Below are 12384 nucleotides of genomic sequence, written 5' to 3' on the forward strand. Positions count from 1 at the left end.
TGCTGGATCGAGTGGGGGTCGCGCCGCCGCCGGGCTTCCTCGGCGCACGGAAGCGCACGGGAAGGTACGGGAACGTACGGGCGCGGCGGGGAGCGGGACGGGCGGCGGAAGCCGGACGGAGTGCGGCGGAGCGCGCCGAGCGGAGCCCGCTCGGCGCTGCGAGGCTAAACCGGTTCAGAACCGCTGTCAACGATGCGCGCAGCATCCACCCGGCCGGGGGAACCCGCGACGGAACCGGCGGGCGAACCGGCCGCAGAACCGGAAGGCGGACCGGCGGGCGAAGCGGCGACAGGACCGGCGGGCCCGGCGGGCGAAGCGCCGGAGGAGGCCTCCGGGGGGCCGGCCGGCACGGCCCCCGGCGGCGAGGTGGACTCCCGCACGGTCAGCCGCGGCGTGGGCATCTGGAGGTCCCGCCCCGGCCCGGCCTCGTCCAGTGCCGCCAGCAGGCTGCGCGCGACCTGCTCCCCGAGCGCGAAGGTGTCCCGGCTGAGCGCGGTCAGCGGCGGGTGGACGATCCGGGCGAGCACCGAGTCGTCGAAGGAGACGATGGACAGCTCGCCGGGCACCGCGACGCCCATCTCCCCCGCCACGCCGAGCCCGGCGACGGCCATCACGTCGCTGTCGTAGACGATCGCGGTGGGCCGCCTGGCCCGGGACAGCAGGGTCCGGGTGGCGGCCGCGCCCTCGGCGTCGCTGAAGTCGGTGGGCACCGACACCGCCTCCTCCAGCCCGAGCCGGCGCGAGGCGTCGCGCAGTGCGCGGATCCGCCGCTGGGTGTGCTGGAAGTGCGGCAGCCCGGCGAGGTGGGCGATCCGGCGGTGCCCGATGGCGGCCAGGTAGTCGACGATCGAGAGCATCGCCTCCCGGTCGTCGGCCCAGATCCGCAGCTGGTTGCCGCCCTTGCCGGGCCCGCCCAGCACCACCGCGGGCAGCCCGAGTTCGTCGAGGACCGGCAGCCGCGGGTCCTTGACCTGCAGGTCGACCACGATGAAGCCGTCCACCCGGTGCTCGGAGGCCCAGCCCCGGTAGACCTCGATCTCGGCGGCGGTGTCCTCGACCACCATCAGGTGCAGCGCGACCGCCCTGGCCGAGAGCACCGCCTGGAGCCCGGACAGCAGTTGGCTGAAGAACGGCTCGACGCCGATGGTGCGGGCCGGCCGGGCGATCACCAGGCCGACGGCGTCGGCCCGGGCTCCGCCGAGGGCGCGCGCGGCGCTGTGCGGGCGCCAGTTCATCTCCTCGGCGACACCCAGGATCCGGGCCCTGGTCGCCTCGCTGACGCCGGGGCGGCCGTTGAGCGCGAAGGACACCGCGCCCTTGGAGACACCGGCCCGGCGGGCGATGTCGGCGATCGTCGGTCTGCCCACTGAACCCGACTCCTTCTCTTGACATCCAAGTTTAGGCGGGAGCATAGTCCCTGGCATAGCTAGACCGGTTTAGTTAGTCAGGTTGCGGAATCCGGCACAACCCCCGAGCTCGGCACGATCCCCCACCCACCCCCAGGACCGGGAGACCCTCATGCGAAGAATCTGGGCGGCACTGACCACGACCGCGCTCGCCACCGCCGCGCTCACCGGCTGCGGACTCGGCTCCGGCGACACCAAGGACAGCGACGCGGTGGCGAGTGCGGCCGCCACCGGCGAGGTCAAGGGCAAGGTCTCGCTCCAGACCTGGGCGCTCAAGCCGAAGTTCACCGACTACATGCAGGGCGTGATCGACGGCTTCAAGAAGAAGTACCCGGGCGTCGAGGTCGACTGGCTGGACCAGCCCGGCGAGGGCTACTCCGACAAGGTGCTCAGCCAGGCCGCCGCCGGCAGCCTGCCCGACGTGGTCAACCTCCCGCCGGACTTCGCCTTCCCGCTGGCGAAGAAGGACGTCCTGCTGGACGTCGCCAAGGCCGACCCGAAGCTCGCCGAGGAGTACGTCCCCGGCGGCGTCGACGCCTACCGGTTCAACGGGTACCAGGGCACCTTCGGCTACCCCTGGTACCTCAACACCGATGTGAACTACTGGAGTTCGGAGCTCCTGACGAAGAACGGCCTGGACCCGCAGAAGCCCCCGGCCAGTCTGGACGAGCTGATCGCCCAGGCCCGGACGATGAAGGAGAAGTCCGGCGGCCAGACCTATCTGATGAGCCGCAAGCCGGGCATCGGGGACCTGTACAACATCGGCGTGAAGATCATGTCCGACGACGGCAAGTCCTTCACCTTCAACACCCCCGAGGCCGCCGCACTGCTCGACAAGTACCGCGACGCCTTCAAGGAGGGCCTGATGCCGAACGGAGTGCTGACCGACACCTACGCCGGCAACTCCAAGCTCTTCAGCTCCGGCACGGTGGCCTGGACCACCGGCGGCGGCAACTACATCACCAGCTTCGCCACCGACAACCCGACCCTCGCCCCGAAGGTCGTCTCCTCCCCCGCGATGGCCACCCCGCCGCTGTACGTCCAGGGCCTGTCCATCCCGAAGAACACCAAGAACCCGGCCGCCGCCGTGGCCCTCGCCCGCTGGGTGACCAGCCCCGAGAACCAGGCCGCCTTCGCCCACCTGACCAGCGTCTTCCCGTCCACCAAGGCCTCCGCGAACGACCCGTTCTTCAGCAGGAGCGACGGCACCAACGCGGGCGACGCCAAGGTGATCGCCTTCACCTCGCTCGCCAAGGCCAAGCTGATCCAGCCCGTCGAGGTGGACGACGCGATGGGCACCGTCATCAAGCAGCAGTTCGCGCTGGCCATCAGCGGCGACACCAGCTCCAAGCAGGCGCTGGACACCGCCGTCGAGCAGTGCAACAAGCTGCTCAAGGGCTGACCCCACCGGGCCCCACCGGGCCCCACCCGAACCCCACCGGGCCCCACCCGAACCCCACTGGGCCCCACCCCGAACCCCACCGGGCCCCGCCCGAACCCCGCCGGGCCCGCTGCGCCGCACCGGCACACCCTCCCGCGCGGCACCACCTCCCCGCGCCGGCACACCCTCCCTGCGGCGCCCCGCCCCCTCGTACCGGCGACCGGCGGCGGGCTCCCCCGCGCCCGCCGCTCCCGGGAACCGCCCGCACCACCCCCAGGCCCCAGGAAGGCACGGCATGACCCACCGGCGTTGGTTCACCCCCTGGCTGCTCGCCGGGCCCGCGATAGTCTGGCTGGCCGTCTTCAACCTCTGGCCGGCCGTCAACACGGTGATCCTGTCCTTCACCAACGCCAAGCCCCTGGGCGGCGGGCGGTTCACCGGACTGGAGAACTTCGGCCGGCTGCTGGACGACGAGCAGCTCGCCGACGCCCTGCTCAACAGCATCGTGTTCATGCTGGTCTGCCTGCCCCTGCTGACCGTCCTGCCGCTGTTGCTCGCCCTGCTGGTGCAGCGCAGGATCCCCGGCATCACGTTCTTCCGCACCGCCTTCTACACGCCGGTGATCGCCTCCGCCGTCGTGGTGGCGCTGATCTGGGGCTGGGTGCTGGACGAACGGGGCCTGGCCAACGGTCTGCTGCAGCAGGCCGGGCTGGCCGGCTCCCCGGTCGCCTTCCTGACCGACCGCTGGCTGCTGCTGTTCAGCGCGATCGCCCTGACCGTCTGGAAGGGCCTCGGTTATTACATGGTCATCTACCTGTCCGCGCTCGCCAACGTCCCGCGCGAGCTGCACGAGGCCGCGGCCGTGGACGGCGCCGGCCCGCTGCACCGGTTCTGGCACGTCACCCTGCCCGGGGTGCGCCCGACCATGATCCTGATCTCGGCGCTGATCTCGGTGAGCTCGCTGCGCGTCTTCTCCGAGCTGTACGTGCTCTCCAACGGCCTGGGCGGCCCCGGCGGCCGGGACATGTCGGTGGTGATGCTGATCCAGATGTACAGCCGCGGCTTCAACGGGCACCTGGGCTACGCCTCGGCGCTCAGCCTGCTGCTGTTCGTCGTCACCCTCGGCCCGATGCTGTTCCTGATGCGGCTGAACCGGAAGGCGGCCTGACCCCCCATGACCACCGTCCGCACGCCCCGGTCCCACGACGCGACCACCGAGCCCGCCGGCCCCACCGGCCCCACCGGGCCCGCCAGGCGCTCCCGGGGCTTCATCACCCCCTCCACCGCGCAGACCGCCGCCCGCTACCTGCTCCTGGTGCTGGTCCTGCTGCTGGTCATCGGCCCCTTCCTGTGGCAGCTGTCCACCTCCCTCAAGGGCCCCGCCGAGGACGTCTACACCCGCACCCCGAGCTTCCTGCCCGACCAGCCCACCCTGGGCAACTACGGCAAGGTCGCCGACGTCATCCCGGTGTGGACCTACGCGCTCAACTCGGTGATCGTCGCCGTGGTCTGCATCACCGGCAACGTGGTCGGCTGCACCCTGGCCGGCTACGCGCTCGCCCGGCTTCGCTTCCGCGGGGCGAAGCTCGTCCTCGGCCTCTTCCTCGCCACCCTGATCCTGCCCGGCGAGGTCACCATCGTCTCCCAGTACGTGCTGGTGCGCGGTCTCGGCCTGGCCGACAGCCTGGCCGGGGTCGCGCTGCCCGGCTCGATCGCGATGCTCAACGTGCTGCTGATGCGCACCGCCTTCGCCGCCGTCCCGGCCGAACTCGACCAGGCCGCGCTGGTGGACGGCGCCAACGTCTGGCAGCGGCTGTGGCACATCGGTCTGCCGAACGTGCGCGGGATGCTCAGCGTGATCGTGATCTTCACCTTCATCGGCGCGTGGGACGACTTCCTGTGGCCGCTGATCGTGCTCAACGACCCGCAGAAGTACACCCTCACCGTCGGGCTCCAGTACCTCAACGGCACCTTCTCCGCCAACCCCCGGCTGATCGCGGCCGGCACCATGATCGCCTTCCTGCCGATCGTCGTGGTGTTCGGCGTCTGCCAGCGCTTCTTCTTCAAGGGCGTCGAGGAGGGAGCCGTCAAGGGATAGCCCGCCCCAGGGATGGCCCACCGTCCGTACGCCCCGAACCCGTTGAGGAAGCTCTCCGATGGCCACCACCCCCCGCTTCGGCGTCAACTACACCCCCAGCGCCGGCTGGTTCCACCACTGGCTCGACTTCGACCTCGACGCCGTGCGCGCCGACTTCGACTCCATCGCCGCCCTCGGCCTGGACCACGTCCGGGTCTTCCCGCTCTGGCCGGTCTTCCAGCCCAACCGCACCCTGATCCGTCCGCGCGCCGTCGAGCAGCTGACGGCCCTGGTGGACGCGGCCGGCGAGCGCGGACTGGACGTCGCCGTGGACGGCCTGCAGGGCCACCTGTCCAGCTTCGACTTCCTCCCGTCCTGGACGCGGACCTGGCACCGGCGCAACATCTTCACCGACCCCGAGGTGCTCGACGGCCAGGCCGCCTACCTGCGCACCCTCGCCGGGGCGCTGCACGAGCGGCCCAACTTCCTCGGAATGACGCTCGGCAACGAGATCAACCAGTTCTCCGGCGCCCCGCACCCCGACCCGGACCGGGCCACCCCCGCCGAGGCGGAGGCCTGGCTGCGCCGGATGCTCGACGCCTGCGAGCAGGGCGCCCCCGGCCGGCTGCACCTGCACGCCTCGTACGACGCGGCCTGGTACCTGGACGAGCACCCGTTCACGCCCTGGCACTCGGCCCGGATCGGCGCCGCGACGGCCGTGCACTCCTGGGTGTTCAACGGCACCGCCCAGCGCTACGGCGCGCACTCCACCGCCACCGCGCAGCACGCCGCGTACCTGGTCGAGCTGTCCAAGGCCTGGGCGGACGACCCGGCCCGCCCGGTCTGGCTGCAGGAGGTCGGCGCGCCCGCCCCGCACATCACGGCCGAGGACGCCGCGCGCTTCACCGGCGCCACCGTGGAGGCCGTCCTGGACTGCCCGGACGTGTGGGGCGTCACCTGGTGGTGCTCGCACGACGTGGACCGCTCGCTCGCCGACTTCCCCGAACTGGAGTACAGCCTCGGCCTGTTGACCACCGACCGGAGGGTCAAGCCGGCCGGTGCCCGGCTCGCCGAGGCAGCCGCCGAGGCCCGCCGGTCCTGGCAGCCGCCGAAGCCGCGCAGCACCGCCGTGGTGGTCGCCACCGGCGACGAGGTCACCTCGCCCGGCCGCTCGGTCTGCGGCCCCGGCGGTTCGGCGTACGAGGCGTTCATGCGCCTCGCCGAGGCGGGCGCCCGCCCGACCGCGGTCCTCGCCGAGCGCGCCGAGGACCGCGTCCACCTCGCCGCGCGCGGCATCACCGAGGTGGTCCACCCCTGCGACGTACGTTCTCTCTGACCGCGACCCAGCCCGCAACCCAGCCCGCAACGGAGCCCGCTGACATGCACGATGACCGCACCCTGGTCGAGTCCCGCCTCAAGCGCGTCCTGGACGAGCGCATTCGCCCGGCCGTGTACCCCGAGTCCGTCCCGCTGGAGGTCGGCATCTGGACGGCCCCCGGCGAGCCCGTCCCGGTCGCCGAGGGCCTGGCCGCTCCGCGCACCCCGATCGCGGTGGGCGACGCCTGGGGCGCGCCCTGGGGCACCAGCTGGATCACCGTGACCGGTACCGTCCCCGAGGCCTGGGCCGGGCGCACCGTCGAGGCGCTGATCGACCTCGGCTTCGACGCCAACATGCCCGGCTTCCAGTGCGAGGGCCTGGTCTACCGCCCGGACGGCTCCCCGGTGAAGGGCCTCAACCCGCAGAACCAGTGGGTGCGGATCGCCGCCCCGGCGGCCGGCGGCGAACAGGTGCTGCTGCACGTCGAGGCCGCCTCCAACCCCGTCATCCTGGACTACCACCCGTTCCTGCCCACCGAGTTGGGCGACAAGGAGACGTCCGGCGACCAGCCGCAGTACAAGCTGGCCCGGATGGACCTGGCCGTCTTCGACGAGACGGTCTGGCAGCTGGTGCTGGACCTGGAGGTGCTCGGCGAGCTGATGGCCGAGCTGCCGGTGGAGGGCGCCCGCCGCTGGGACATCCTGCGCGCGGTCGAGCGGGCGCTCGACGCCGTCGACCTCCAGGACGTCAACGGCACTGCCGCGGCCGCCCGTTCGCAGCTCGAAGCGGTGCTGGCCGCGCCCGCCGTGCCCTCCGCGCACCGGATCAGCGCGATCGGCCACGCGCACATCGACTCGGCCTGGCTCTGGCCGCTGCGCGAGACCGTCCGCAAGGTGGCCCGCACCACCGCCAACATGACGGCGCTGCTGGAGGACGAGCCGGACTTCCGCTACACCATGTCCCAGGCCCAGCAGTTCGCCTGGATCAAGGAGCACCGCCCCGAGGTGTACGCGCGGGTGCGGAAGGCCGTCGCCGAGGGCCGGTTCGTCCCGGCGGGCGGCATGTGGGTGGAGTCCGACACCAACATGCCGAGCTCGGAGGCGATGGCCCGGCAGTTCGTGCACGGCAAGCGGTTCTTCCTGGACGAGTTCGGGGTGGAGAACCACGAGGCCTGGCTGCCGGACACCTTCGGCTTCACCGGCGGCCTGCCGCAGATCATCCGCAACGCCGGCTCCAAGTGGCTGCTGACGCAGAAGATCTCGTGGAGCCAGATCAACAAGTTCCCGCACCACACCTTCCTCTGGGAGGGCATCGACGGGACCAGGATCTTCACCCACTTCCCGCCGGTGGACACCTACAACTGCTCGATGAAGGGCAGCGAGATCGCCCACGCGGCGAAGAACTTCAAGGACAAGGGCGTCGCCCGGCACTCGCTCGCCCCGACCGGCTGGGGCGACGGCGGCGGCGGCACGACGCGCGAGATGGTCGCCAAGGCGGCCCGGATGAACGACCTGGAGGGCTCGGCCACCGTCCGCTGGGAGAACCCCGCCGAGTTCTTCGCCAAGGCGGAGGCCGAGTACCCGAACCCGCCGGTCTGGGTCGGCGAGCTCTACCTGGAGCTGCACCGGGCCACCCTGACCAGCCAGGCGAAGACCAAGCAGGGCAACCGGCGCAGCGAGAACCTGCTGCGCGAGGCCGAACTCTGGTGCGCCACCGCCACCTTGCGCACCGGCGCGGCTTACCCGTACGAGCAGCTGGACCGGATCTGGAAGACCGTGCTGCTGCACCAGTTCCACGACATCCTGCCCGGCTCGTCCATCGCCTGGGTGCACCGCGAGGCCGAGGCGACGTACGCGGCGCTGGCCGGCGAGCTGGAGGGGCTGATCGGCGCGGCCCAGCAGGCACTGGCCGGGGCGCCCTCGGGCGGGCGCGAGCTGGTGTTCAACGCGGCGCCGCACGCCCGCTCGGCGGTGCCGGGCGGCGGGGCCGGCGCCACCGCCCCGCCGAGCGGCACCTGCGAGGCCGTCGAGCGCGCCGAGGGCGGCTTCACGCTGCGCAACGGCCTGCTGGAGGTCGTCGTGGACGCGGACGGGCTGATCGCCTCGGTGGTCGAGCTCGCGACCGGCCGGGAGACCGTCGCCCCCGGCAGCCGGGCCAACCTGCTCCAGCTGCACCCCGACTTCCCCAACATGTGGGACGCCTGGGACGTGGACCAGTTCTACCGCAACACCGTCACCGACCTGACCGGCGTGGACTCGCTCACCGCCACCGCGTCCCCCGCCGCGGCCTCGGCGCGGATCACCCGCTCCTTCGGCTCCTCCACCGTCGTCCAGACCCTCACCCTGCCGGCCGGCGAACAGCGCGTGGACATCGACACCGAGGTCGACTGGCACGAGACCGAGAAGTTCCTCAAGACCGCCTTCCCGCTCGACGTCCACACCGAGCGCTACGCCGCCGAGACCCAGTTCGGCCACCTCTACCGGCCCACCCACACCAACACCAGCTGGGACGCCGCCAAGTTCGAGGCGTGCAACCACCGCTTCGTCCACTTCGACGAGCCCGGCTGGGGCGTCGCCCTGGTCACCGCCTCCACCTACGGCCACGACGTCACCCGCACCGTGCGCCCCGACGACGGCGGCACCACGACCACGGTCCGCTTCTCGCTGCTGCGCGCCCCGCGCTTCCCCGACCCGAGGACCGACCAGGGCCTGCACCGCTTCCGGCACGCCCTGGTGCCCGGCGCGGCGATCGGCGACGCCGTCCGCGAGGGCTACCGGATCGGCCTGCCCGAGCGGCGGGTCACCGGCAGCGCCGAGCAGGTCGCGCCGCTGGTGGAGCTGGACAACGACGCCCTGGTGGTGAGCGCCGTCAAGCTCGCCGACGACCGCAGCGGGGACCTGATCGTCCGGGTCTACGAGGCCGGCGGCGGCCGCGCCCGGGGCCGGCTGACCACCTCCTTCCCGCTGGCCGGCGCCGTCCCCTGCGACCTGCTGGAGCGGCCCTGGGACGGCACCCGCGGCGAGGTGTCCGTCGAGGACGGCGCGGTGCGCCTCGCGCTGCGCCCGTTCGAGCTGGTCACCCTGCGCCTGCGGGCGACGGCCTGACGTCTACGCTGTTCGGCGCCCCGGCCCCGCGGCCGGGGCGCCGCCCCCTACTTCCTGGAGCCCACCGTGCCGCTCACTCCGCTGTTCGCCGCCCTCGACATCGGCGGCACCAAGATCGCCGGGGCACTGGTCGACGCCGACGGACGGCTGCGGCACCGGCTCCAGCTGCCCACCCCGGCCGCCGAGCCGGGCGCGGCCGTGCTCGCCGTGGTGCACCGGGTGCTGGACGAACTCTCCGGCACGGCCGACTGGGCCGCCGTGACGGCCGTCGGGATCGGCAGCGCCGGCCCGGTCGACCTCGCCGACGGCACCGTCAGCCCGGTCAACATCCCCGGCTGGCGCGGTTTCCCGCTGGTCGCCGAGGTCGCCGCGCACCCCGCGGTGGCAGCGCGCACACTGCCCGTCCGCCTCGCCGGGGACGGCGTCGCGATGGCCGCCGCCGAGCACTGGCAGGGCGCGGCCCGGGGTGCCGGCAACGCGCTCTGCCTGGTGGTGTCGACCGGGGTCGGCGCCGGACTGGTCCTCGACGGCGCGGTCCGCCCCGGCCCCAGCGGCAACGCCGGCCACCTCGGGCACATCACCGTCGACCTGGACGGCGAACCCTGCCCATGCGGCTCGCGCGGCTGTCTGGAGGGCCTCGCCAGCGGCACCGCCATCGCCCGCCGGGCGCTCGCCCAGGGCTGGCAGCCGGTGGACGGCGACCGGACGGCCCGCGCCGTCGCCGCCTCCGCCGCCGCGGGCGACCCGCTCGCGCTCGCCTCCTTCGACCGCGCCGCCCAGGCGCTGGCCGCCGGGATCGCCGCCACGGCCGCCCTGGTGGACCTCTCCCGGGTCGTCGTCGGCGGCGGCGTGGCCGGCGCCGGGGACGTGCTGTTCACCCCGCTCGCCCGCCACCTGGACCGCTACGCCGCCCTCTCGTACATCCGCGGCCTGGACGTGCGCCGCGCCGAACTCGGCACCGACGCCGGGCTGATCGGCGCGGCCGCCCTCTGCCGCTGAGCCTCCCCGGAGCCGACCGCATGCCGCCGACCGCCCTTCCGCCACCCGCTTCGCCGCGGCCCGCTCTCCCGCCGTTCGCCCTCCTGCGCAACCCCGTCCGCCGCTACGCCTGGGGCTCGCCCACCGCGATCCCCGCGCTCACCGGCCTCGCGCCCGACGGCGGCCCGCAGGCCGAACTCTGGCTGGGCGCCCACCCGTCGGCGCCGTCCCTGCTGTCCGGCCTCGGCGGCGAGAGCGCCGGTGCCGGTGTCGGTGTCGGTGTCGGTGTCGGTGTCGGTGTCGGAGAGCAGCCGCTGGACCGGCTGATCGAGGCCGACCCGGAAGGCCTGCTCGGACCGGACACCGTACGGCGGTTCGGACCGGAGCTGCCGTTCCTGTTCAAGGTGCTGGCCGCCGACCGGGCGCTCTCCCTCCAGGTCCACCCCACCCACGCCCAGGCCGAGGCCGGGTACGCGGCGGAGCAGGCCCGGGGCATCCCGGCGGACGCGCCGGAGCGGGTGTTCAAGGATCGCGGGCACAAGCCCGAACTCATCTGCGCGCTCGGCGACTTCGAGGCCCTCTGCGGCTTCCGGCCCACCACCGCAACCGCCCGGCTGCTGGACGCGCTCGGTGTGCTGTCCCCCTGGGCCACCGCCCTGCGCGCCCGGCCCGCCGAGGCCGTGCTGCCCGAGCTGCTGCGCTCCGGGCCGCACGCCTCCGGCGGCGAACTCGCCGCCGTCACCGAGGCCCTGCGCCGAACGGCGGCCGCCGGTGGACCGTACGGCGCGAGCTGCGCCGCGTACGCCCGCCTCGCCGAGGAGTACCCCGGTGACCGGGGACTGCTCGCCGCGCTGCTGCTCAACCACGTCCGGCTCGCGGCCGGGCAGGCGCTGTTCCTGGACGCCGGGGTTCCGCACGCCTACCTGCGGGGCGTGGGCGTGGAGTTGATGGCCAACTCGGACAACGTGCTGCGCTGCGGGCTCACCCCCAAGCACGTCGACGTGGACGGTCTGCTGGCGGTCACGTCCTTCCGGCCCGGGGAGCCGGAGGTGCTGGTGCCGCGTCGGCTCGGGGACGACCCGGGCTCCGGCTCCGGCGCGGATGGTGGAACAGGCACCGGTACCGGCGTCGAGGAGGTCTTCCCCTCCCCCGCCGAGGAGTTCAGGCTCTCCCGCCTGCGCCCCGGCCCGGCCGCCGCCCGGGTCGACCTCCCCACCCCGCAGATCCTGCTCTGCGTCTCCGGGCAGGCCCGGCTGCGGACGCCCGGCGGCGCCGAACTCCCCCTTCCGGCGGGCGCGTCGGCCTTCCTGCGCCCGGGTGCCGGGCCGGTCGAACTGACCGGCCCGGGCGCGGAGCTGTTCCGGGCCACCACGGGGTAGCGGCACCCGAGGGCCGCCCGGACGGGCTCAGGCCGGCGCCGGGTGACCGAACAGCAGGTCGTAACCGTCCGGGAGTTGCTCGATCACCTGGTCCAGCAACTCCCCGGGGACCAGGTCGGCGACCGTGCTGAGCACGGCCCCGATGTCCCACTGCACCGTCGCCTGGGTCGCCCCGTCGATCCACCCCACCACGGCCTGCACGAAGCGGTCGGCGGTCAGCGGCTCGGCCGCGGGCACGGCGTCGCGCAGCAGCGAGGCGTAGCCGACGGGCAGCGCATCGGCGAGTTCGACCCGAGCGGACCCCACCAGGTGCTCACCGAGCAGGGCCAGTACGACCCGGGCGGCGTGATCCGCCTCGGCGTCGCCCCGGTACTCTCCGCGCTCCACGACGCGGGCGAGGAAGTCCTCCGAGGAGATGGTCATCGCGTCCTCCTTCCGGTCGGCGGGCTCCGGCCGGACCGGCGGCCTGCTCGCCCCTGGCCAGGAGGGGGATCGCAGCCCGTGACCACCGTGGGACGTACCGGTGCCCGTGCTGCTCAGCGTAACTCGCCCCGGCGCCTTCGGAACCGGCCTGCCGCCGTGGGCCCGCGGAACCGTGCCTGCGGACGGCCGGGACACCCGGCCGCCGGGGCTCCGCAATGCTCGGGGCTCCGGAATGCTCGGGGCGCGGGGAAGGCCGGGCGCGCGGGGAGGGCCGGGCGCGGGGAGGGCCTGGGACGCGGGGAAGGCCGGGGAGGCCGT

9 protein-coding genes are annotated in these 12384 nt (G+C 73.6%); 7 read left to right on the forward strand and 2 right to left on the reverse strand.

Going from position 1 to position 12384, the window contains the following annotated elements:
* Positions 1 to 164: 164 nt before the first annotated feature.
* A complete protein-coding gene (locus tag ACFVGO_RS21885) occupies positions 165 to 1367 on the reverse strand; it encodes a LacI family DNA-binding transcriptional regulator (RefSeq protein WP_359904765.1) in 1203 nt (400 codons plus the stop codon).
* A gap of 151 nt (positions 1368 to 1518) precedes the next feature.
* On the opposite strand from ACFVGO_RS21885, the gene ACFVGO_RS21890 reads away from it, so the two are divergent.
* From ACFVGO_RS21890 to manA, 7 genes are all read left to right on the forward strand, one after another.
* Complete coding sequence (locus tag ACFVGO_RS21890) at positions 1519 to 2808, forward strand: ABC transporter substrate-binding protein (protein ID WP_380633505.1); 1290 nt, start codon at positions 1519 to 1521, stop codon at positions 2806 to 2808.
* A gap of 274 nt (positions 2809 to 3082) precedes the next feature.
* Positions 3083 to 3955: a sugar ABC transporter permease gene (locus ACFVGO_RS21895; RefSeq protein WP_359904771.1), complete on the forward strand. Its 873-nt coding sequence runs from the start codon at positions 3083 to 3085 to the stop codon at positions 3953 to 3955.
* A gap of 6 nt (positions 3956 to 3961) precedes the next feature.
* A complete protein-coding gene (locus ACFVGO_RS21900; protein WP_380633507.1) occupies positions 3962 to 4885 on the forward strand; it encodes a carbohydrate ABC transporter permease in 924 nt (307 codons plus the stop codon).
* Positions 4886 to 4943: 58 nt separating this feature from the next.
* On the forward strand, positions 4944 to 6200 hold the full coding sequence (locus ACFVGO_RS21905) for a glycosyl hydrolase (RefSeq protein ID WP_380633509.1): 1257 nt from the start codon (positions 4944 to 4946) through the stop codon (positions 6198 to 6200).
* A 44-nt stretch (positions 6201 to 6244) separates the two neighbouring features.
* On the forward strand, positions 6245 to 9286 hold the full coding sequence (locus ACFVGO_RS21910) for an alpha-mannosidase (protein WP_380633511.1): 3042 nt from the start codon (positions 6245 to 6247) through the stop codon (positions 9284 to 9286).
* 66 nt (positions 9287 to 9352) lie between these two features.
* Positions 9353 to 10285 carry an ROK family protein gene (locus ACFVGO_RS21915; RefSeq protein ID WP_380633513.1) on the forward strand — a complete coding sequence of 311 codons (933 nt, stop codon included), beginning with the start codon at positions 9353 to 9355 and terminating at the stop codon, positions 10283 to 10285.
* 20 nt (positions 10286 to 10305) lie between these two features.
* A complete protein-coding gene (manA, locus tag ACFVGO_RS21920) occupies positions 10306 to 11643 on the forward strand; it encodes a mannose-6-phosphate isomerase, class I (protein ID WP_380633515.1) in 1338 nt (445 codons plus the stop codon).
* Between the two features lie 27 nt (positions 11644 to 11670).
* On the opposite strand, the gene ACFVGO_RS21925 is transcribed toward manA, so the two are convergent.
* A complete protein-coding gene (locus ACFVGO_RS21925) occupies positions 11671 to 12066 on the reverse strand; it encodes a DUF2267 domain-containing protein (RefSeq protein WP_380633517.1) in 396 nt (131 codons plus the stop codon).
* Positions 12067 to 12384 lie beyond the last annotated feature (318 nt).

The sequence above is a fragment of the Kitasatospora sp. NPDC057738 genome (assembly GCF_042798815.1).
Classification (GTDB): domain Bacteria; phylum Actinomycetota; class Actinomycetes; order Streptomycetales; family Streptomycetaceae; genus Kitasatospora; species Kitasatospora lactacystinica.